Genomic DNA, 21444 nt, shown 5'->3' with positions numbered 1-21444 from the left:
AAGGAGAAGGCCCCTTTCCGCCGCCCGGCGATGTGTTTCAGCTCGAACCCATGGGTCAGAAGTTGACGTTGACCGTGGCGAGCAGCTTGCGCCCGGTACGGTACACGCTGCGCGGCAGGCGCGGCGTGTTGGCGTAGCCGTAATATTCGCTGTCGGTCAGGTTCATGCCCGCGAGCGTCAGCCCTACGTTCGGCGTGAAATTATAAGTCGCCGACACATCGACGTTAGCGGTGTCGCGCACGTACATCTCGTCGCCGCGGTCGATGCCGGTGAAATACTTCGACCGCCACGTATAGGTGCCGCGGATCGCCACCGGCCCGCTTTCGAAATAGGGGCTGAGGCTCGCCTGATGGCGCGAATTGTACGGCAGGTCCCGCCCGTCCTGTCCCTCGCCGTCCGAGAAGGTGTAGTTGGCGAGGATGCCGAAGCCGAGCGGCAGATTCTGCTGATAGGCGACGGCAAAGCCCTTCACCTCGGCCGAGCCCGCATTGAACGGCCGGCTGATGTCGTAGGTCGACACCATATTCTGCGACTGGTTGAAATGCTCCTCCGGCACCGTCTGCGACAGGATGTAGTTGCTGATGTCCTTATAGAAGACCTCGGCCGACAGGATCGCGCGCGGCGCGAAATACCATTCCAGCGATGCGTTGAAGTTGTTGGACTTGTAGGGCTTGAGGTCCGGGTTGCCGCCGGCGCCGGTCAGGACCTGGTCCGACAGCCAGAAGAAGTTGGTGAGATCGGCATAGTTCGGCCGCGCCACCACCTGCGCCGCGGCGAAGCGGAACAAGAGGTTCGGCTTCACGTCGGCGATGATGTTCACACTGGGCAGCACGTTGTCGTAGCTGCGCTTGGTGCTCTGCCAGGCCCAGTCGGCCTCGGCGGTGCAGAGCGCGCCGGGATTGCAGACATAGCCCGCGCTGTCGAAGCCGGTGTGGACATAGCGTACGCCGAAGTTGCCGCGCAGGCCGCCGACGTCGAAGTTGGCCTGGCCGTAGAGGGCGTGGATGTTCTCCTTGACCTCCCAGTTGCCGGCGGCGAACTCGGGCGCGGCGAACGGCGACGGTGTCGGCAGCGTCCGGCCCTCGAGGAAATCCACCATCGACGGGCCGCTGATGATGAAGCGGTCCTTCATCTGGTCGTTCACGCCCTTGATGCCCGACAGGTAATTGTCCTTCACCTCGCGGGGATCGAATTGCGAGGCCGGCGCCGACAACCCCGTAAGCGAGATGCCGGCATAGGCCTGAGCGGTCTCGTGATGGCGATATTTGTAGCCGACCTGGATCCGCTTGATCGGACCGTCGAGATCGAGGCCGAAATCGGCCTGGGCGTAGCGCTCCTTGTCGGAGGTCGGCTTGGCCACGGTGTTGCCGCTCCAGCCGGGATCGGTCACGAACGCCGCGGGATTGCCGAGCACGTCGGTGGTGTAGCTGATCGAGCCGGGACGCCCCGGCGCGCCGCCGATGTCCACCGTATAGTCGGCCTTGTTCAGGAACTCGAGGAACACCTGGCGCTTGGTGCCGCCGTCGGCGTCGGAGATGCCGCCCTCGACGTTCACGTCCCAGTTGCCGCCGTCCCAGCCGGCCTTGGCGTGATAGGTGTCCGAGTGCATCTCGGCTTCGCGATACTGGACGTCGAGCACGCTCAGCCCGTCGTTGAGCGTCGTGCTGGTGACGATGCCGTCCTTCACCTCGATCCCGGTCAGCGCGCCGGCGCTGTTCCAGGTATTGCCCGCGAAGCTGTACATCGACTGGTTGAGGTTGTTGTATTTCGCGTCGATCTTGAGCCAGTTGAACTCGAGGGTGAGTTCGTCGACCGGCTTCCACTGCGCGGTCGCCGAATAGGTGAGGCGCTCGCGGCCCTGCTCGAAATAGGAGGTGCCGAACGCATTGGGCGCCACCGCATCGGGATTGGCGGCCAGCGTCGTCGCGCAGGCGCCGGTGCAGTTGCCGGTGTAGGTCCGGCCCGGCACCGGATCGGCCGGCGTCGCGAGCGAACTGGTGTTCGCGTCGTTCGCGCCGTTCCAGAAATCCGCGGTGATCGACCCATAGGCCTCCAGACCGTCGCGGCGCAGGCGGTCCTTGCTGCGCTGGAAGGCAGCCAGGATGCCGAAGGTCTTGGACTCGTTATGCCAGCTGACCAACGCCGAGCCCTGGATGTCGCCCTTCTTCGAACGGTCGTTGTAGAGATAGCTGAGCGAGCCCGCGACGGTGAGCGGCTTCAGCTCCAGCGGCTTGCGCGTCACCACGTTGACGTTGCCGCCGATCGAGCCTTCGTCGATGCGCGGCTCAGGCGACTTGTAGACGTCGACGCGGTTGATGAGCTGCGGCGCGAGCAGCGCGTAGTTGAAGGTGCGACCCGGCGAATCGAGGATGAACCAGTCCGCCGACGCCACCGTCTGGCCGTTGAGCAGCGTGCGGTTGAGCGCCGGGTCGGTGCCGAGGATCGAGACCTTCTCGCCCTGGCCGAACTGGCGGTCGACGGTGACGCCCGGCACCAGCGTCAGCGCCTCGGCGACATTGGTGTTGGGAAACTTGCCGACATCCTCGGCATTGATCGAATCGACGATCGCATCGGCGTTACGCTTGGTGTCGAGCGCGGCCGCCAGCGAAGCGCGATAGCCGGTGACGACGATATCCTCGCCCTGCTCCTCGGCAGCCTGCGGCGCGGCATCGGTCGTCTGCGCATATGCGGCTCCCGAGAGCAGCGCGAGGCCGCTGGCGGTGCCGATCAACAAAGCCCTGAACCTCATCTCCATCCCCTTTGCAGCTATAGCTATGGTATGCTTTCTCTTGTACCACTTGCATACCAATGACCAGACCATCCGCTAGCAACGGATCAACGTCAAGTAGGATTCTTTGCAGCAATGTTACGGTGAAAGCCATTTCGCAGCTGAAAATGGTATTGCATTGGTTCCATTGTTGCGCGACAAGCCTGGGCAAGCACTCGATGGTTGGGGGTCCAATGCCGCTTCCGGGCCAGGGAATTGAATCGCTTGGCGAAAGTCGCCGGGGTCCGCGCGCTGCGCAGGACCGGTCGGGGATCGAACCCGGCGCGCCGCGGCCTTATATCGAGCGGCACAGCTTTTCCGGCAGCCACGATCTCGTCGCCGAACCCGACACCCGGATCTGAACAGAATGACGCAAGCACAAGAGACCCGCATGTTCGCGGAGGCCGCCGAATCCGCCGACGCCGTCGCGCGCCAGCTCGCGGCGAACGCCGAAGCGGTCGAGGCGCTGGCGGAGACGCTCCGCGCCGAGCGCCCGCGCGCCGTCGTGACCTTCGCGCGCGGCAGCTCGGATCATGCCGCCACCTTCGCCAAATATCTGATCGAGACCCGGCTCGGCCTCGTCACCACTTCTGCCGCGCCGTCAGTCGCCTCGGTCTACGGCGCGGCGCCGGATTATTCGGGGATGCTGGCGATCGGCATCTCGCAGTCGGGCAAAAGCCCCGACATCCTCGCCGCGATGCGCACCGCCAAGCAGGGCGGCGCGCGCACGCTGGCGCTGGTCAACGTGACCGATTCGCCGCTCGCCGCCGAGGCCGACACCTGCCTGCCGCTGCACGCCGGGCCGGAAGTGAGCGTGGCCGCCACCAAATCCTACATCACCGCGCTCGCCGGCCTCCTCCATCTGGCCGCACGCTGGAGCCGGGACGACATCCTGCTGGAGGCGGTGCGGGAATCGCCTGCCCTGCTGCGCAAGGCGTGGGCAAGCAACTGGACTCCGCTGGTCAATCGGCTGGCCGAGGCGCGCGGCCTCTACGTGATCGGGCGCGGCCTCGGCTTCGGCATCGCGCAGGAAGCGGCGCTCAAGTTCAAGGAAACCTGCGGCCTCCATGCCGAGGCGTTCAGCGCCGCCGAGGTCCGCCACGGGCCGATGGCGCTGGTGGGTCCCGGCTTCCCGCTGCTGGTGTTCCGCCAGAGCGACGCGACCGGCGACGGCGTCGACGAGCTGGTCGCCGACGTCGTCGCGCGCGGCGGCGAAGTGCTGGTGAGCGGCGGCGAGGTGGCGGGCGCGATCCAGCTTCCGCACGTCGACGCCCATCCCGCGATCGAGCCGATGCTGCAGATCCAGGCTTTCTACCGCGCCGCCAACGCGCTGTCGCTGCGGCGCGGCTTCGACCCCGACCACCCGCCGCGCCTCGCCAAGGTGACCGAGACCATCTGATGCGCCAGGCCATCATTCCCGATCGCGTGCTCGTCGACGGCACCTGGCGCGGCGGCACCGCCGTGGTGATCGACGACGGCAGTATCGCCGCGATCACGGCCACGGCCGAGCTGCCCGGCGACATCGCACGAGAGGCGCTGTCCGGCTCGCTCGTTCCCGGCTTCATCGACACGCAGGTCAACGGCGGCGGCGGCGTGCTGTTCAACGATGCGCCGACCGTCGAGGGCATCACCGCAATCGCCTCCGCGCATCGCCGCTTCGGCACCACCGGGCTGCTGCCGACGCTGATCAGCGACGACCTCGACGTGATCCGCCGTGCCGTCGCCGCGGTAAATGCCGCGATCGAGGCAGGCGTGCCGGGAGTGCTCGGTATCCATATCGAGGGCCCCTTCCTCAACGTCGAGCGCAAGGGCATCCACGACGCCGGCAAGATCCGCCCGCTCGACGAGGAGGGCTTCGCCGTCCTCACGTCGCTGAAGCGCGGCCGCACGCTCGTTACGCTCGCGCCGGAACGGACCACGCCCACGATGGTGCGCCGGCTGGTGGAAGCGGGCGTGATCGTCGCCGCCGGCCACAGCAACGGCAGCTACGAGGAGGTGAATGCGGCGGTCGACGCAGGCCTTACCGGCATCACGCACCTGTTCAACGCCATGTCCCCGCTCGGATCGCGCCGGCCGGGCGTGGTCGGGGCGGCGCTGGAGCGCGACGAGCTGACCTGCGGCATCATCGTCGACGGCCACCACGTCAGCCCGGCGACGCTGCGCCTCGCGCTGCGCTGCAAGCCGCGCGACAGGGTCATGCTGGTCACCGACGCGATGCCGTCGGTCGGCTCCGACGCCACCGAGTTCCTGCTGCAGGGCCGCCGCATCCGGGTAGCGGACGACCTGCTCACCGACGAGGCGGGAACGCTCGCCGGCTCGAACCTCGACATGGCGGCGGCAGTGCGGAATGCGGTGACGATGCTGGGGCTCACGCTGCCCGAGGCTGTCGCGATGGCGAGCGCGGTGCCGGCGTCGTTCCTGGGCCTGGGGCATGTGACTGGCCGGATCGCACCGGGCTTGCGGGCCGATCTCGTCCTGATGGACGATGACCTCCGCACGGCGGCGACCTGGATCGGCGGCGTTCGCGATGCCTCTGCCGCGCCGGCGAGCGGCCGAAGGGAGACGCTCCTGTCGAGGGCGTAAGCCGGCGGGAGGACCCGCGACGGATGGAAAGCGGCCGCAGCTACTCCTATGGCAGGTGTCCTTCCTGCTGCTTCGGGAGTCCGCCAAATGCGCCCTGCCCTTTTCGCCTGCTTCGCTCTGGCTGCCACCGGAACGATGGCGCTCGCGCAGCGAGCGGCGCTCGATCCGCATGACGCGGTTTACGAACTACGCATCTACTATCCGGCACCCGGCAAGCTTGCTGCGCTCAACGCACGGTTTCGCGACCATACGCTCAAGCTTTTCGAGAAGCACGGCATGCGCAATGTCGCCTATTGGAACGAGCAGCCGACCAAGGACTCCCCTGAGGGGCGGGTGGTCTATGTGCTCGCATATCCGAGCCGGCAGGCAAGGGACGAGGACTGGAAGGCCTTCGGCGAGGACCCCGAATGGCGCGCAGTAGTCGCCAAGTCCGAGGCTGGCGGCAAGCTGGTGACGAAGGTCGATAGCGTGTTCATGACGATGACCGACTACTCGCCCCCCATCTCACTTCCGCGTTGATGGAAGCGGCGATCCGAAACTTGCGGACGTAAGGATCGGAGCCTCCTGACAATCAAAGCTGGAATCTTCGCTTGGCGCCGGCGGAGACTTCCGGACGGCCGCGCCTCTTGAAAGCGCCGTTGACGCGCAGCCGCCCGCCTCATAAACATCATACATCTGACAACATCGGAGAGGCGCGTGGTCCAGCTCTACGGCGAAGCGATGACGCGGCAGGCGCTCGCCGAACGCACCGGCAGCCTGTCGCAGTTCGCCGGCGTCCGGCTCATGACGCTCGGCGACGGGGTCGAGCGGGGCATACGCCAACTGGAGTTCCGCACCGGCACGGGCCTGCGCTTCACCGTGCTCGTCGACCGCGCGATGGACATCGCCGAATGCGAGCACGCCGGCCGCGCCGTCGGGTGGCATTCGCCGTCGGGGTTCCGCCATCCGGGGCTGCACGAATATGAGGGCGAAGGCGGGTTCGCCTGGCTCCGCTCGATGTCCGGGCTCAACATCACCTGCGGGCTCGACCACATCCTGTTCATGCACGACGATCCCGCCGGCCACTACCACTACGGCCCGCGCAAGTCGGTCTCCTCGTCGCTTCACGGCCGGGTCGGCACGATCCCGGCCCGGCTCACCGGCTACGGCGAGCGCTGGGACGGCGACGAGTGCGTGCTGTGGGCCGAGGGCGTGGTGCAGCAGGCGACCGTGTTCGGCGAGGACCTGCACCTCATCCGCCGCATCGAAGCGAGCGTCGGCGGCGACGAGATCCGGCTGCATGACCGCGTCGTCAACCACGGCTTCTACCGGACGCCGCACATGTACTGCTACCACATCAACGTCGGCCATCCGGTGGTCGCCGAGGGATCGCGCTACGTGGCGCCGATCCGCGAGGTGCTGTGGGCGGCCCATGCCGAGCAGTATCGCGCGCAGGGCGTCGGCTATCGCACCCTCCCCGCGCCGATCGCCAACTTCCACGAGCAGGTGTGGCAGCACGACATGGCGCCGGACGCCGACGGCCGCGTCAATGTCGCCATCGTCAATGAGGCGTTCGGCTTCGGCTTCGAGGTGGAGACGCTGAAGGCGCAGTTCCCGGCGATGTACGAGTGGCAGAACCTGCACGCCGGCCATTATGCCGTCGGCATCGAGCCCTCGACGAACCACGTCTTCGGCAAGGAGTTCGCGCGCGAGCGGGACGAGCTCATCTGGCTCGAGCATGGCGAGGAGCGGCGCTACGACAGCGTGTTCCGCGTGCTGCCCGATGCCGGGGCGGTGCAGGACGCGATCCGGCGCATCGAAAGCGTCGCGCTCCAGCCCGGCGAGGATTATCCCGCACCGTCCGGCAACTTTCCACCGATCGGAGGCCGAAAGTGATGGGGGTGCGGAAAGTTAAGCCCCTCCCCTTCAGGGGAGGGGTCGGGGTGGGGGCTATCCTCAGGCCACCCTGCCTGCCGCACTCCCCCACCCCCAACCCCTCCCCTGAAGGGGAGGGGCTTGAGCTATGAAAAACCGCACCGTCCTCTACACCGGCGCCGCGGGTGGGCTCGGTCTCGACACCACGCTGCTGCTGATGGGACGCGGCGCGACGGTCGTGGCGGTCGACAACGATCCGGCGAAGGTCGCGAAGCTGCGGACGGCGGCCGAGAGCGTGAAGACCGGCAGCCTGATCGTCTCGACCGCTGACCTGTCCGACCTCGCCGGCTTCCGCGCCGAGCTCGAACGGCTGCTCGACGAGGCCGGCGGCTTCGACGTCGTCATCAACAATGCCGCCATCTACCCCGCCAAGCCGTTCGAGGAGGTCTCGATCGAGGAGCATCAGGCGGTCCAGCGTGTCAACGTCGACGCCGGCATCGTCGCGGTGCAGGCGGCGCTGCCGGGAATGCGCGAGCGCGGCTTCGGACGGATCGTCAACGTCTCCAGCATCACCATCTCGGGCGGCTGGGCGAACCTCGCGCCCTATGTAGCCTCGAAAGCCGCCCTCATCGGCCTCACGCGGGCGTGGGCGCGCGAGTTCGGCGGCTGGGGCGTCACCGTCAACGCGATCGCGCCGGGCGCCTTCCCGACCGACGCCGAGAAGATCCATCCCGATCCCGAGGGCTACAAGCGCATGGTGCTCGACGCCCAGGCGATCAAGCGCCGCGGCACCGCCGCCGACATCGCCCATGCGATCGCCTTCTTCGCCGCCGACGAGGCGGGCTTCATCACCGGCCAGACGCTGCACGTAAATGGCGGCTGGATCATGGCCTGAGGACATGAACGGCATGAACATCCTGAGCGGTATCCGCGTGCTCGACTGCTCGATCGCGATGGCGGGGCCCTTTGCCGCCCAGCGGCTCGGCGACCTCGGCGCGGACGTGGTCAAGGTCGAGCCGACCTCGGGCGAATGGCAGCGCCACGCCGCCGCGGGCGGGGCGACGGGGAAGCAGGTCAACGTCTCCTTCCTCTCGCTCAACCGCAACAAGCGTTCGCTGGCGATCGACCTCAAGGCGCCCGAGGGCAAGGCGACGCTGCTCGAGCTGGTGAAGACCGCCGACGTCTTTCTCCAGAACTACCGCCCCGGCGTCGCCGAGCGGCTAGGGGTCGATTACGCGACGCTCGCCGCGATCAACCCGCGCCTCGTCTACGTCTCGATCTCCGGCTATGGCGAGGACGGTCCTTATCGCCTCTATCCCGGCCAGGACCTGCTGCTCCAGGGCATGTCGGGCGCGATGCTGTCGGCCGGCGCCGAGGGACAGCCCCCCTCCCCCGCCGGCCAATATGTCGTCGACGCCGTCACCGCCTACAGCGCCTTCGAGGGCGCGCTGGCCGCGCTCTTCCACCGCGAGCGCACGGGCGAGGGCCAACTCGTCCAGGTCAACATGCTCGACGCGATCACCACCATCCAGATGCAGGAGCTGTCGGTGTTCACCGTCGGCGGCAAGCCGCAGGCCCGCTCCGCCGAGCCCCATGCGCACAGCTACATCCGCGCACCCTATGGCGTGTTCGCAACCAGCGACGGCTACATCACGCTCGCCATGGCGCCGCTCGCCAAGCTCGGCGAGGTGCTGGGCGAGCCCTTCTTCGCCGGCATGGACGACCAGACCGACGGCTGGACGCACCGCGACGCGATCTTCGCGAAGGTGAAGGCCAGGCTGCCCACCGCGACCAGCGCCGAATGGCTCGAGCGCTTCCGCGCCGCCGACATCTGGGCGGGCCCGGTCTACGGCTATGCCGAGCTGGTCGACGACCCGCAGATCCGCCACAACGGCACCTTCGTCGAGTACGACCATCCGACCGAGGGCCGGGTGAAGACGCCGGGCTTCCCGATCCGCTTCTCCAGGACGCCGTCAAAGGTGGAGCGCGGCGCGCCGCTGGTCGGCGAGCACAGCCGCGAGCTGCTCGCCGAGATCGGCCTCGACGAGGCCGCGATCGACCGGCTGGTCGAATCCGGCGTCGTGCGCCAGCACGCCTGACGGAGCGGAAGCATGACCGGCACCCTGCGCTTCACCATCGACGATCAGGTCGCGACGATCCTGATCGACCGTCCCGACAAACTCAATGCCATGACTCCGGAGATGGCCGACGCGCTCGTCGTGGCGGTGACCGAGTGCAACACGTCCGACGCGATCCGCTGCGTGATCGTCACCGGCGCCGGCGACCAGGCGTTCTGCGCCGGCTCCGACATCACAACGCTCGACGCCTATGCGACCGCGTGGGACTTCCGCAACCGTGCCGACTATTGCGACGCGCTGCGCGCCTGCCGCAAGCCGGTGATCGCGGCGGTGAACGGCTATGCGCTCGGCGGCGGACTGGAGACGGCGATGGCCTGCGACATCCGCATCGCCTCCGCCACCGCGCGCTTCGCCGCGCCGGAGATCAAGCTCGGCTGGATCGGCGGCGGCGGCATGGCGGCGGGGCTTGCGCATTCGATCGGCATGTCCAATGCGGCGATGATGCTGCTGACCGGCGACATGATCGATGCCGAACGGGCGCTTGCCTGGGGCCTGGTGAGCGAGGTGCTCGCCCCCGACGCGCTGCTGCCCCGCGCGCAGGAGATCGCGCGCACCATCGCCTCCCGCGCGCCGATCGCGGCGGAGACCGCCAAGCTCAACCTCGCCGCCGCGTTCAGCATGCCCCACGACAAGGCGATCGAATATGAACGAGACCTCCAGGCGATCTGCTTCGCGACCGACGACGCCCGCGAAGGCCGCGCCGCCTTCGCCGAGAAGCGCGCGCCCGTCTTCCGGCGCCGCTGAGCGGGACCGCCCATGACCCGCCCCCGCATCCTGCTCACCCGCCGCTGGCCCGAGGCGGCCGAGGCGCGGCTCGCCGAGCGCTACGACCTGACCGTCAGCCCCGACAACAAGCCCCTCGGCGCCGACGCGCTCGCCGCGGCTATGCGCGACTATGACGCGCTCTGCCCCTCCGCCTCCGATCGTCTTCCCCGCGCCGTGATCGAGACGCCGGGGCGCCGGGTCCGGATCATCGCCAACTACGGCGTCGGCTTCGATCATATCGACATCGACGCCGCGCGCGAGGCGGGCGTGGTCGTCACCAATACGCCCGGCGTGCTCACCGATGCGACCGCGGACATCGCGGTGATGCTGATGCTGATGACAATGCGCCGTGCGCTGGACGGCGAGCGCGAGCTGCGTGCCGGCGCCTGGCGGGGCTGGCGCCCGACCCACCTGCTCGGCCATTCGCTGGAAGGCAAGCTGCTGGGCCTCGTCGGCTTCGGCCGCATCGCCCGCGCGACGGCGAAGCGCGCGGAGGCGTTCGGGATGCGGATCGCCTATCACAGCCGCCACGTCGCGGAAGACATGCCGGCGGAGGCCTATCACGCCAGCCTCGCCGAGCTGGCGGCCAAGGCCGACGTGCTGTCGCTGCACGCACCGGGCGGGGCCGAGACGCGGCACATGATCGACGCCGCGCTGCTCGCCCGGATGCCGGCGCACGCGGTGCTCATCAACACCGCGCGCGGATCGCTGGTGGACGAGCCCGCGCTCGCCGCGACGCTCACAGATGGCGGAATCGCAGCGGCGGGCCTCGACGTCTATGCGGAGGAACCGAAGGTGCATCCGGCGCTGCTCGATGCCCCCAACATCGTGCTGCTGCCGCACCTCGGCAGCGCGACGGTCGAGACGCGCGTCGCGATGGGCATGAAGGTCGCGGACAATCTCGACCGCTTCTTCGCAGGCGAAGCGCCGCCCGACCGGGTGGCTTGACCAAAACCCCTCTCCCTTTGGGAGAGGGAGGGGCCCGCTCAGGCGTAGCCTGAGTGGGAGGGTGAGGGTGACGTATCACCCGTGGTCGCCCTCACCCTCCCGCAGCTTCGCTGCTCCTTCCCTCTCCCATGGGGAGAGGGACAGTGGGCCCTCATTCCGGCGGACGCCGCACCCCCGCCCCGGCAATCACCCCCCGCGCTTCGGCCGGCCAGTCGCTATCGGGCACCAGCACGTTATCCCGCGCCACATTCCCGATCTCCTCCAGCCAGCGGCCGCCGGTCGTCTCCGAATTGTGCCAGTTGCCGGTGGCGACATTGTCGGTCGAGATGCGCCGGCGGTACATCTTGCCGGCGGTGTTGATGTTGAGCCACTTGCCCCGCGTCTCAACGACGTTGCCGGTCACGCGAAAATGCTTGCTACCCTCGTCGAGGTAGATGCCGATCCGGTCGCCGATGTCGAAGATATGGTTGCCGCGGATCACCGCGCCCGGATTGGCGGAGAGGTTGTAGATCGCACCGCCGTCCATGAACCACTGCTTCACGCCGTGGATGCGGTTGCCCTCGATCACCGTGTCGCGCAGCGTCGTCGGCGTCGTGTAGCGGGTGTTGTGGACATAGCCCTTCTGGTTCTCGTCGTAGTTCGGGTTGCCGCCCGCGTCGTTATAGCCCCAGCCCCAGCCGACCGCGATCCCGTCGTACGGCACGTCCGAGACGTCGTTGTGGGCGATACGCGCGCCGGTGACATAGGTCGTCAGGATCGCGGCATTGTCCTTGTAATCCTGGCTGACGGTCGCGACGACATTGTCCTCGATCGTGAGGTCGCGGTTCACCAGCGCCGGGTCGCTCGGGTGATGGGCATCGGCCCGCACGCCCCCGGCCATGATCGCGCCGCCCGAGAGCACGCCGAAATGATTGCGCACCACCCGGATGCCCGAGGTGGCGAGGCCGGTGCCGGTAAGGTTGGCATTGGCGTCGTTGCCGATGCCGAGCGCCACCTGCCCGAGCTGGGCGAAGCGGTTGCCCTCGAACGTCACGTCGCGCGCCGCGGCGACCTGCACAGCCGCCGGGATCTGGCTCCAGCGCTGGCGCATCGATTCGAACTCGACGCAGCCCCAGCCGCAGCTCTGCCAGGCATCCTTCGGCCGGATCGGCGACACTTCGGCGAGGAAGGCGCCGCTCTGCTGATTGGCATAACCCGCCGGCCGCGACGGGCCGAGCCACGAGCTGTAGGAGAAGCGCAGGCCGCGGAAGGTCAGCCGCTCGACCGGCGCGGCCGGCGTGCCGGCGATGGCCACCAGCGTCTCCAGCGTCGGCAGCACGACGGTCAGCTTGCCGATGTCCTCATCCTGCCCGATCCTGAGGTAAAGCTTGCCCGCCGCCGGATCGAGGAACCACTGACGGGGCTTGGCATGCCAGTCGTTGGTCTTGCCGATGAACTCCAGCGCGTTGACGAGGAACAGCCGCGAATCCGCCGGGAAGATCGGCTTGGTCAGCGTGTCGTAGCCCCAGCTGTTGTTGTCCCACGCCGGCTGCTGCATCGTCACGCTACGCCCGGAGATCGCCTTCACCGGCGAGACGCGGTCGGTGAAGAAGCCGGTCGCCTCGACCTCCAGCCGCTCGGGCTGCTTGACCGCCGCGACATAGGCGAGGTCGGGATTGACGATGTCGAAGCCGGTCGCGGTGAAGGCCAGATCGGACGGTTTGATCTCGATCCACGGGCGTTCGGCGAGCGTGTCGTTCACCCACAGCTGGCGGGAATCGAGCCCCTTGGGCACGTCGGCCACCCAGATGCGCCGCTCCTCGTCATAGGGGCGGAAGCCGGTCACGGTCATGCCGCCGGAGATGACCGGCGAAGCGTCGTCCGCCGCACGCCATTCGACGCGGTGGCCGCGCTGCCCGCCGTCCGCGGCGCGGAAGACGAGCGGCTTCTGCAGCCGATAGGTGCCGCCGGCCAGCACCACCGTCACGTCGCCGCGAGCGCTGGTGGCCCGGACCAGCGCCTGCGCCCGTTCGAGCGACCGCACCGGCCGCGCCGCACTGCCGGGGGCGCGGTCGTCGCCCTGGGGCGAGACGTGGATCGCCGTCTCCTGCGCCTGCGCCGCCGTCGCGAGGAACAGGCCGGCGAGAAGCGCGGCCCCGCGCCGCAAGAGGGTCAGCACGCGTTCCCGCCCCGATCGTTCCATAGCTCCCCTCGCCGCGTCAGAAACGGAAACGCACGCCGGCGGAGATGCGCCGTCCGGTCTTGCGATACTCCTTGGTACGGTCTTCGCTCACCGAATAGATGAATTCCTTCGCGTCGTTGAGGTTGGTACCCTCGGCGAAGACGGTGAACTGCGGGTTGACGTCGTAGGACAGGCTCGCGTCGAGCTGGCCATAGGCGTCGAAATATTCGGGCTCGCCGTTGCGGCCGGAGGCGACCTGGAGGAAATTGTCGCGCCAGGTGTAGGCGACACGCGCCTGCAGCCCGTATTTCTCGTAATAGCCGACCAGGCTGTACGACCATTTCGACAGCCCCTCGAGCCCGAAGCTCACGTTGGCGACCGTGTTGGCATAGCTCGCGTTGGAGTCGGTGTAGTTGAGGCTGGTCTGCACGCCGAACCCGCTGAGCGCGCCGGGCAGGAAGGTGAAGGCCTGGCGATAGCCGAGCTCGAAGCCCTTCACCGTCGCGCCCTTGCCGTTGTCGGGCACCGTGACCTGGAAGGTCACCTGGTCGACGAGCTGCGGCGTCGTCACCAGCGTCACGAACGAATCGATATCCTTGTAGAAGACGGCGGCGTTGAGCAGCGCCGAAGGCGAGAAATACCATTCGAGGCCAGCCTCGACCTGCGTCGCGCGAAACGGCTGCAGGTCGGGATTGCCGCGGCGGATCGTCTCGTTGCCGGGATTGGTCTGGATCGACTGGCGCGGCGACAGGTCCGACAGCGTCGGCCGGGTCATCACCCGCGAGGCGGCGACGCGGAAGATCAGGTCGTCGGTCAGCGACAGCCGCGCGTTCAGCGACGGCAGCCAGTCCTGATAATGGCCGCGGAAGCCGACCGGGACCACGCCCGACAGGACGATGTCGTTCTGGCCGGTCGGGTTACCGTTGGCGTCGACGCGCTGCTTCGCGCTGACGATCGTCTGCGACGCGCCGTTCGAGGTGTAGATCGTGTCCTCGAACCGGACGCCGGCGTTGATCGTCAGCGGCATGCCGGCGAGCCGCGTCTCCCAGGTGCCCATCACGAAGCCGACCTTGACGTGCTCGTCGACGACCGAGGACGCGGCCGGCGAGAAGACGGCGGGGTCGAAGGTCTTGCCGTCCTGCGCGGCATATTGGTCGATCAGTTGGACCAGCGCGCGTGGATCGTAGCTGATCCAGTCGCGGACGATGTTGTCGCTGCCGCCGCCTGAGAAGAAATAGCGGTTGGTCGGCCCGAACAGCGACGTCGGCAGCGCGCGGTCTGATCCGCAATAGGCGCATTGCTGGCCGAACGGCATGTCGTTGCCGGTCAGTGTCTTCTTGCGGTCGGCATACATGCCGCCGACGTTCAGCGTGAGGTTGTCGAACAGCTTGTACTGCAGCTCGCTGCGATATTCGCCGATTTCGTCGTCGACGTCGGTGCCGCCGCCCCAGATATAGTAATGCGCGGTCAGCCCCTGCGGATTGGTCGCCGCGTTCGGATAATTGGGGCTGCTGAAGCCATAGTCGTAGATCGGGCTGCCCGAGCGGCGGTCGAACCACAGGTCGACGTTCTTGCGCCGGATCGTGGTGAACAGGCTGTCGTTCCGCCCGCGTCGCCGCGCCGCCGACTGCGAGGCGTCGACGGTCAGCTTGAGCCGGTCGCTCGGTTCCCAGGCGACGTTGAGGCCGTACTGGTCCGTCGTGACATTGCGCACGTCGTATTGGATGATCTCGTCGACGAAACCGCCCCGGTAGCGCTGGTAGACCGCCTCGTTGCCCTCGACCACCTGCTCGACCAGCGTGCCGCCGGAGAAGTCGTAGGCGAGCCCGGTCTGCTGCTCGGTGAAGTCGGCCTTGGCATAGAGGCCGTCGAGCGTGACGGTGAGCGTGTCGGTCGGCTTGAACTGGATCGATCCGTTGAGGCCGAACCGCTTCAGCTGCCGCTCGAAGAAGAAGGGCGACAGGTTCGAGGGCATCGAGACGTTGGAGAAGGGCGCGACGTCCGGCCCGATGCGCCCGCCCTGCACGCCGCCGGCGGTATAGTAGGAGTCGGTGCTCGACCGCCGCACATGGCCGGCGCCGATCGTGAACTCGTCGTCGCGGACATGCTGGTCGGTGTAGACGGCGGCGAGCGAGACGCCGAACGTCTTGCTGTCGTTGCGCCAGCTGACGACGCCCGAGACCTCGGGATTGTAGCGGTCGGCGACCTCGGCCCATTGGATATTGGCCGATCCGGTCGCGAGCAGCCCCGCCTTTTGGTCGAGCGGGCGCAGGGTGCGCACGTCCACCGTCGCGCCGATCGACGCGCCGTTGATGTTGGCCTGGGGCGACTTGTAGACGTCGGCGCCGCTGATCACCTCCGACGGCAGCACGTCGAACGAGAATTCGCGCCCGTTGTTGTCCGTGGCGAGCGTACGGCCGTTGACCGTCACCGCGTTGAACTTGGGTCCGAAACCGCGGACGGTGACGTAGCGGCCCTCGCCGCGGTTGCGCTCGATGGTGACGCCGGCGATGCGCTGAAGCGATTCGGCGACGTTCTGGTCGGGCAGCTTGCCGAGGTCCTGCGCGACGATCGAGTCGACGACGTTGACCGCGTCCCGCTTCAGGTCGATCGCCGCGCGCTCGCTTGCGCGGATGCCGGTGACGACGATATCCGCCTCGGATTGCGCCGTTTCCTCGTCCGTCGCCTGCGCCTGCTGCGCCGCGGCCACACCACTCCACAGCAGCGCACCCGCCGCCGTCGCCGCGAGCAAAACCCTGCGCGCGCGCCCATCCAAATACGCCATGCAGACCTCCCCATGCTTGTTTGAGAAGCATCCTGCACTCAGGCGAGTTCGTATGTCAAATGATCATAATACGTAATATGTCTAACGGACCGACCGGATCGGCAGGACGCACAGCGCCGAGGCGAAGACGAAGGCGAGCGCCGCCCACAGGATCGCCCGGTAGTTCCCGTCGAAGATGCCGAGCAGCACCGCCGCCATCACCGGGCTGATGATCTGCGGGATGTTGACCGCGGTGGTGAGGACGCCGAGGTCCCGGCCCTCGTCGCCCAGGGCGCTCTTCGGCAGCACCTGCGTCATCAGGGCGATGTCGATCGACATGAACATGCCGTAGCCGACGCCGATCACCGCGGCGTAGACCCACATCCCCGCCATCGACGGCGCGATCAGCGGCGCGGCCATCGCACAACCCATGATCAGGCTGCCGGCGACCACGAAGGGCTTGCGGCGCTGGATGCGGTCCGACCACCAGCCCGACACCAGCGACGCGACGACAAGGGTGACCAGCGTCACGATCGCCATGTTGGCGATGGCGATGTTCGACTCCCCGTCACCGAGGCCGATATAGTCGCGCAGGATGTAGAGCAGATAGGCCGCGACCGCCTGATAGCCCATGTAGATGGTGAAGCGGCTGAGGAACGCCCAGGCGAAGTCGGGATGCTCCCGCGGGCTGATCCAGAACCCTCGGACGAACTCCCCCCAGACGAAACGCCGCGCCGGCATCTGAGCGCTCGATGGCTCGCGGTTCACGGCGATGAAGGCGAGGCACGAGGCAGCGATGGCGGCGGCGAACAGGCCGTAGGCGACCATCGGCGTGCTCGCGAGATAGCCGGCGACCACGGTGCCCGCGGTCAGGCCGGCCGTCATTCCCGCGCCGACGATCCCCGACACCCCGCCCCGCGTCTCCGGCTCGAAACGGTCGGCGATCAGCGTGGTCATCGCCGGCTGCATGGAATTGTAGGCGATCGCCGCCATCACCCACAGCACCATCACCGACCAGAAGCTAGTCATCCACGACACGCCGAACAGGCACATGGACCCGACCAGCGATCCGACCGCGATCCACGGTGCCCGCCGCCCCCAGCGGCTGCGCGTCCGGTCCGACAGCGCCCCCGCGACGGGCGTCGCCAGCGTGGAGAAGACCGAGGTCACCGCGAACAGCAGCGCGAGGTTGTTCGCCTTGTCGCCCGGATCGAGCTTCGCGATCTGGTTGGGCAGCAGCACACCGAGCACGCCGCTGTAGAGCGCCATCAGCAGGAAGAAATTGACCATCAGCGAGAACTGCAGCCGCGTCCGCTGCCGGCCGAGCACCCAGGCGTGCGTGGTCATCCGCGCTGGTCCGCGCCGGCTCGCCGGTCGGGGACGAGGCGCAGCCCCGCCTCGCGCGGCCGCCGGTGCGGCCCGCCGCTCGCCTCCCAGCTCCCCTCGACCCGCTCGCGCGCGATCATCCCCTCGTCGACGACGATGCCGAGCCCCGGCCGATCGCCGAGCACGATCCCGCCGTCGACGATCTCCTGATCGACATCGAGCCCGAGCGGCCACTCGAAATCCTGCACCTCGATGCCGATCATGTTCGGCACCGCCGCCGCGGCGTGCGCGACCGGATTGCCGTCATAGGCGACCGGCGAGACCGGCAGGTCGCGCGCATGTGCGGCGATGGCGACGCGGTTGAAATGGGTGATCCCCCACACGCTGCCCGTCTGCACGACATCGACCGCATCCGCGTCGAACAGCGGCGCGAACTGCTCCAGCCCCGTCAGATTCTCGCCCGTAGCGACCGCCGCCCGCGTCGCCCGCGACACCGCGGCATGGCCGGCCGCATCCCAGCGCCGCACCGGCTCCTCGATCCAGGTGAGGTCGATCCCCGCCGCCTCGATCGCGGCGAGATGCCGGATCGCCTGCTTGCGGTTCCAGCTCTCGTTGACGTCGAGCATCAGCGCGGGCTCGGCGCTGTTGGCCGCCAATATCTCCCGCGCCCGCTTCAGTCGGACGATATCGCGCGCGATATCCTTGCCGCCCTTGATCTTGGCCGAGGTGAAGCCGCGCTCCGCCCAGCGCGCATAGAGTACCGCAAACGCATCGTCGTCGAGCCCGAAGCACAATCCCGAGGCATAGCCCGGAACGAACCGGTCTGCCGCCCCCAGCGTCCGCCACAGCGGCTCGTCCGCCATCTTCGCCTTGAGATCCCACAGCGCCATGTCGACCGCCGCGATCGCGCCATAGGTGGCGCCGCCATGGCCGCTCTTGAAGACATGCGACAACATGCTGTCGTAAAGCGCTGCGACGGCACGCGGATCCTGCCCTTCCACCGCCGGAAAGACGCGGTCGATATCGACATGCTGACCGAGCCCGATGCCTTCCAGCCCGGCGTCGGTCTCGAGGATCAGGATCGGCACCTCGGTGATGCCCGACGTCACCACGCCGTTCACGTCGCCGACCGGGCGCCCCCAATCATGCGAGGTGACGAGGCTTCGGTAGCCGGTGACTTTCATGCAACATCCTTGCTTAAGTGCCGAGACGACACCGACCAGGCTACCCCCGCCGACAATAACATATTATGTATGATCTTTCGCCGATGGCAAGCATTGACCGACGGGCGGCAATCGGCTCATCACCTCCCACCGCCGGAGCGGCGGCAGACACGGGGCGCAACGAGCAAGGCCATGACCCATTCTCCTCCCACCCCCGAAGCCGCCCGCGTCCGCCGGCGCCCCCGCCTGGCCGAGGCGGTGGTCGAGGATCTGGTCAAGGCGATCGTGACCGAGACCTATCCCGCCGGCACCGCGCTGCCGCCCGAGGGGATGCTCGGTGACATGTACGGCGTCAGCCGCACGGTGGTGCGCGAGGCGACGATGGCGTTGACGGAGAAGGGCTTGGTCGTCTCCCAGCAGGGCCGCGGCACGATCGTCCGGGAATCGAGCGCCTGGGACATGCTCGACCCCATGATCCTCGGCGCATTGTTCCAGCGGGAGGACGGCCTCGCCTATCTCGACAATCTCTCCGAGATCCGCTCGCTGCTGGAAGGGGCGATGGCGGCAAAGGCGGCCGAGCGCCGCACGCCGGAGATGGTCGACGCACTCACCCGCCAGATCGACAAGCTGGAGACGCTGATCCCCGTCCCCGCCGCCTATGTCCATGAGGACGTGATGTTCCACGACATCATCATGCGCATGTCGGGCGACCGGCTGAGCAAGGCGGTGATCGACGGCGTGCAGTCGGAGGCGCTGCGCACCCACGAATATAGCGGCAAGCTCAACATCGAGCACATCAAGGACACCCACGCCGCGCACCGGCGCATCTACGAGGCCATCGTCGCCGGCGACGCCGAGGCGGCGTCGCGCGCGATGCGCAGCCACATCGAGGAATCCTGGGCCCGCCGCCGAGCGGAACGCCGCGCGCGATAGCCACCCCCGTTACCCCATAGCCACCCCCGTCACCCCGGCCTTGGGCCGGGGTCCACTGGGAGGCAAGGACTGGACAAGAGGCTTGAGCGCAGCCCGCGAGGCCCAGTGGACCCCGGCCCAAGGCCGGGGTGACGGCTGGGAACCGGGCTACGGAATATCCCAATACCGAATGCCGATCCGCCTCAGGCGCCCGGTTGGGCGAACACCCCATGCCGCGCGGCAAAGGCCGCGAACAGCGACGGCCAGACGGACGCCGGCATCGTCGCGGGCAGGCGCACTCCGAAGCCGTGCCCGCCTTCCTCGAACACATGCATCGCCACCGGCCGCTTGGCGGCCTGCATCGCCTGGAACATCGCGATGCTGTTGGCGACCGGCACCACATCGTCGTCGACGGTGTGGAGGAGGAAGACCGGCGGCGTCTCAGCATCCACCCGGAGCTCGACCGACCGCGCGCGCCGCTGCGCCGGCGACGCATCGGGACCGAGCAGATTGTCGCGCGATCCGCCATGGGCGAACGGCGCATCGAGGCTGATGACCGGATAGATCAACCCGGCGACATCGGGCCGGGCAGCGAGGCGATCCGCCTCGTCGACCGGCTCGTAAACATGCTCGGCATGACGCGTCGCCAGCGATCCGGCGAGGTGCCCGCCCGCCGAAAAGCCCAGCACCGCCACCCGGTCCGGCCGGATCGCGAACCGGTCCGCCCGGGCGCGGATCAGCCGCATCGCGCGCTGGGCGTCCTGCAGCGGCACGTCCTCACGCCGGCTCCAGCCCTCGCCCGGCAGACGGTAGAGTAGGATGAAGGCGGTGATCCCGCGCGCGTTGAGCCAGTCCGCCTGGCTGATCCCTTCATTGTCATAGGAGAGAAAGCCATAGCCGCCGCCCGGCACCACCAGCACGGCCGAACCGTTCGGCCGCGCGGGTCGCCGCACCACCAGCACCGGACGATCGATGCCGGTGACCCAGCGGTCGAGCTTGGCAGGATCATGTGACTGGTCATCGATCTTGCGGACGATGCGTGCATCGGTCTTGCCTGGCGGATCGCCCGGCCACAGCTCGATCACCTCGTCGCCGGGCTGGATCTGCGCGAACGCCGCGCCGGGTACGGACGCCAGCACCGCGGCGGCGCCCAGCATCGTGCGGCGGGTCAGCCGCGTTTCGATGTGCCCTTCCATTCGTCCTCTCAGCAGCGAATCCGTCACACCGGATGGCGTGTCAGGCAGCTTAGCCGCGGCTCACCGGAGAGATCAATTTGGCCAATGCTCAATCCTCCCCCGCCAGGGGGAGGTGGCGCCGAAGGCGACGGAGGGGGAGGACGGCGACAAACTATCGATGTGTTTCCGCCCCCTCCGTCACGCTTCGCGTGCCACCTCCCCCTGGCGGGGGAGGATTTGAGTGTCGATCTTAACGCAAAAAGCTGAGCGTCGAGACGTGCATCAGCTTGGCGACCGGCTTCCCCGCTACCGTTCCCGCCTTGGTTTCCCCATGCGTGACGCCCAGGATATAGCGGCCGGCGCCCATGTCGGGCACGTCAACGCGGCCGTCGCCATCCGCCTTGAACGCCTTCTGCCAGCGCCCCGGCGTGATCACGTTGACGGTCGCGCCGGGTAGCGGCTGGCCGCGGAAGCGGACGGTGAACCGGTCGGCGCCGGGCGTGACCGGCACCAGCTCGAGGTCGAGCCTGGCCTCGGTCTCGCTACGGCCCGCGCGGGCGTAGAAGATCGCCCCTTGCTGCACGCCGTCCGATGCCCAGGGCTCGAACACATTGTCGTCGCGGGCGCGCACGTCTCCCACGCCGCCCGGCGCCGCCTCGAGATGATCGGTGCGGCGGGTGGTGGCGAGCGGCCGCGCCGGATCGGCGAGGAAGACCAGCGGCGCCTTGAGCCGATGGAATTCCGGGTCGCCGCCATCCGGAACCGGCTGGGCCGGCTCGCCGAGGTAGATGCGCACCGGGCCGGTCGTGTCGCGCTCGATCCACACCTCATGCGCGGCGGCGGGCGCCGCGACGGCGGCAAGCAGGAACGGCAGCAGTCTGCGCATCA

16 protein-coding genes are annotated in these 21444 nt (G+C 68.1%); 9 read left to right on the top strand and 7 right to left on the bottom strand.

Annotated features, from left to right (window positions below; genetic code table 11):
- Positions 1-55 precede the first annotated feature (55 nt).
- The gene (locus AC2YHA_RS02025) at positions 56-2749 is read right to left on the bottom strand and encodes a TonB-dependent receptor (RefSeq protein WP_487400174.1); all 2694 of its coding nucleotides are present in this window, start codon (positions 2747-2749) and stop codon (positions 56-58) included.
- Positions 2750-3158: 409 nt separating this feature from the next.
- On the opposite strand from AC2YHA_RS02025, the gene AC2YHA_RS02020 reads away from it, so the two are divergent.
- The 8 genes from AC2YHA_RS02020 to AC2YHA_RS01985 all read left to right on the top strand — a co-directional run bounded on the left by AC2YHA_RS02020 (position 3159) and on the right by AC2YHA_RS01985 (position 11055).
- The gene (locus AC2YHA_RS02020; RefSeq protein ID WP_487400173.1) at positions 3159-4166 is read left to right on the top strand and encodes an SIS domain-containing protein; all 1008 of its coding nucleotides are present in this window, start codon (positions 3159-3161) and stop codon (positions 4164-4166) included.
- Positions 4166-5350 carry an N-acetylglucosamine-6-phosphate deacetylase gene (nagA, locus tag AC2YHA_RS02015; protein ID WP_487400172.1) on the top strand — a complete coding sequence of 395 codons (1185 nt, stop codon included), beginning with the start codon at positions 4166-4168 and terminating at the stop codon, positions 5348-5350. The genes AC2YHA_RS02020 and nagA overlap by 1 nt, the downstream gene beginning before the upstream one ends.
- Before the next feature lie 87 nt (positions 5351-5437).
- Positions 5438-5869 (top strand): NIPSNAP family protein, encoded by a 432-nt coding sequence (locus AC2YHA_RS02010; protein ID WP_233783143.1) that lies wholly within the window; start codon positions 5438-5440, stop codon positions 5867-5869.
- A 177-nt stretch (positions 5870-6046) separates the two neighbouring features.
- A complete protein-coding gene (locus AC2YHA_RS02005) occupies positions 6047-7225 on the top strand; it encodes an aldose 1-epimerase family protein (protein WP_487400171.1) in 1179 nt (392 codons plus the stop codon).
- Positions 7226-7352: 127 nt separating this feature from the next.
- Positions 7353-8099 carry an SDR family NAD(P)-dependent oxidoreductase gene (locus AC2YHA_RS02000; RefSeq protein ID WP_487400170.1) on the top strand — a complete coding sequence of 249 codons (747 nt, stop codon included), beginning with the start codon at positions 7353-7355 and terminating at the stop codon, positions 8097-8099.
- A 13-nt stretch (positions 8100-8112) separates the two neighbouring features.
- Entirely contained in the window at positions 8113-9303 is a 1191-nt protein-coding gene (locus AC2YHA_RS01995; RefSeq protein ID WP_487400169.1) for a CaiB/BaiF CoA transferase family protein, read from the top strand.
- 12 nt (positions 9304-9315) lie between these two features.
- Complete coding sequence (locus AC2YHA_RS01990) at positions 9316-10086, top strand: enoyl-CoA hydratase/isomerase family protein (protein ID WP_487400168.1); 771 nt, start codon at positions 9316-9318, stop codon at positions 10084-10086.
- A gap of 12 nt (positions 10087-10098) precedes the next feature.
- Positions 10099-11055: a 2-hydroxyacid dehydrogenase gene (locus tag AC2YHA_RS01985; protein WP_487400167.1), complete on the top strand. Its 957-nt coding sequence runs from the start codon at positions 10099-10101 to the stop codon at positions 11053-11055.
- Positions 11056-11206: 151 nt separating this feature from the next.
- Here the strand turns inward: AC2YHA_RS01985 and AC2YHA_RS01980 are convergent, their stop codons facing one another.
- The 4 genes from AC2YHA_RS01980 to AC2YHA_RS01965 form a co-directional block, all read right to left on the bottom strand.
- Positions 11207-13213: a right-handed parallel beta-helix repeat-containing protein gene (locus AC2YHA_RS01980; protein ID WP_487400166.1), complete on the bottom strand. Its 2007-nt coding sequence runs from the start codon at positions 13211-13213 to the stop codon at positions 11207-11209.
- 40 nt (positions 13214-13253) lie between these two features.
- A complete protein-coding gene (locus AC2YHA_RS01975; protein WP_487400165.1) occupies positions 13254-16001 on the bottom strand; it encodes a TonB-dependent receptor in 2748 nt (915 codons plus the stop codon).
- A gap of 81 nt (positions 16002-16082) precedes the next feature.
- Positions 16083-17327: an MFS transporter gene (locus AC2YHA_RS01970; protein WP_487400164.1), complete on the bottom strand. Its 1245-nt coding sequence runs from the start codon at positions 17325-17327 to the stop codon at positions 16083-16085.
- A complete protein-coding gene (locus AC2YHA_RS01965) occupies positions 17324-18490 on the bottom strand; it encodes a mandelate racemase/muconate lactonizing enzyme family protein (RefSeq protein ID WP_487400163.1) in 1167 nt (388 codons plus the stop codon). The genes AC2YHA_RS01970 and AC2YHA_RS01965 overlap by 4 nt, the downstream gene beginning before the upstream one ends.
- Positions 18491-18661: 171 nt before the next feature.
- Here AC2YHA_RS01965 and AC2YHA_RS01960 point away from each other — a divergent pair, with 171 nt between their 5' ends.
- Complete coding sequence (locus tag AC2YHA_RS01960; protein ID WP_233783162.1) at positions 18662-19402, top strand: FadR/GntR family transcriptional regulator; 741 nt, start codon at positions 18662-18664, stop codon at positions 19400-19402.
- Positions 19403-19584: 182 nt separating this feature from the next.
- Here AC2YHA_RS01960 and AC2YHA_RS01955 read toward each other — a convergent pair whose 3' ends face one another.
- Positions 19585-20577: an alpha/beta hydrolase gene (locus AC2YHA_RS01955; protein ID WP_487400162.1), complete on the bottom strand. Its 993-nt coding sequence runs from the start codon at positions 20575-20577 to the stop codon at positions 19585-19587.
- A 229-nt stretch (positions 20578-20806) separates the two neighbouring features.
- Positions 20807-21442: a DUF4198 domain-containing protein gene (locus AC2YHA_RS01950; RefSeq protein ID WP_487400161.1), complete on the bottom strand. Its 636-nt coding sequence runs from the start codon at positions 21440-21442 to the stop codon at positions 20807-20809.
- Between the last annotated feature and the right edge of the window lie 2 nt (positions 21443-21444).

The organism is Sphingomonas sp. SRI_018 (genome assembly GCF_057586275.1).
This window is presented reverse-complemented; position numbering and strand designations above follow the sequence as displayed.

Bases quoted from the DNA above. Each gene is read 5' to 3' on its own strand.
- AC2YHA_RS02025 (WP_487400174.1), bottom strand. From the start codon at position 2,749: ATGAGGTTCAGGGCTTTGTTGATCGGCACCGCCAGCGGCCTCGCGCTG.
- AC2YHA_RS02020 (WP_487400173.1), top strand. From the start codon at position 3,159: ATGTTCGCGGAGGCCGCCGAATCCGCCGACGCCGTCGCGCGCCAGCTC.
- nagA (WP_487400172.1), top strand. From the start codon at position 4,166: ATGCGCCAGGCCATCATTCCCGATCGCGTGCTCGTCGACGGCACCTGG.
- AC2YHA_RS02010 (WP_233783143.1), top strand. From the start codon at position 5,438: ATGCGCCCTGCCCTTTTCGCCTGCTTCGCTCTGGCTGCCACCGGAACG.
- AC2YHA_RS02000 (WP_487400170.1), top strand. From the start codon at position 7,353: ATGAAAAACCGCACCGTCCTCTACACCGGCGCCGCGGGTGGGCTCGGT.
- AC2YHA_RS01995 (WP_487400169.1), top strand. From the start codon at position 8,113: ATGAACATCCTGAGCGGTATCCGCGTGCTCGACTGCTCGATCGCGATG.
- AC2YHA_RS01990 (WP_487400168.1), top strand. From the start codon at position 9,316: ATGACCGGCACCCTGCGCTTCACCATCGACGATCAGGTCGCGACGATC.
- AC2YHA_RS01985 (WP_487400167.1), top strand. From the start codon at position 10,099: ATGACCCGCCCCCGCATCCTGCTCACCCGCCGCTGGCCCGAGGCGGCC.
- AC2YHA_RS01975 (WP_487400165.1), bottom strand. From the start codon at position 16,001: ATGGCGTATTTGGATGGGCGCGCGCGCAGGGTTTTGCTCGCGGCGACG.
- AC2YHA_RS01970 (WP_487400164.1), bottom strand. From the start codon at position 17,327: ATGACCACGCACGCCTGGGTGCTCGGCCGGCAGCGGACGCGGCTGCAG.
- AC2YHA_RS01965 (WP_487400163.1), bottom strand. From the start codon at position 18,490: ATGAAAGTCACCGGCTACCGAAGCCTCGTCACCTCGCATGATTGGGGG.
- AC2YHA_RS01960 (WP_233783162.1), top strand. From the start codon at position 18,662: ATGACCCATTCTCCTCCCACCCCCGAAGCCGCCCGCGTCCGCCGGCGC.
- AC2YHA_RS01955 (WP_487400162.1), bottom strand. From the start codon at position 20,577: ATGGAAGGGCACATCGAAACGCGGCTGACCCGCCGCACGATGCTGGGC.
- AC2YHA_RS01950 (WP_487400161.1), bottom strand. From the start codon at position 21,442: ATGCGCAGACTGCTGCCGTTCCTGCTTGCCGCCGTCGCGGCGCCCGCC.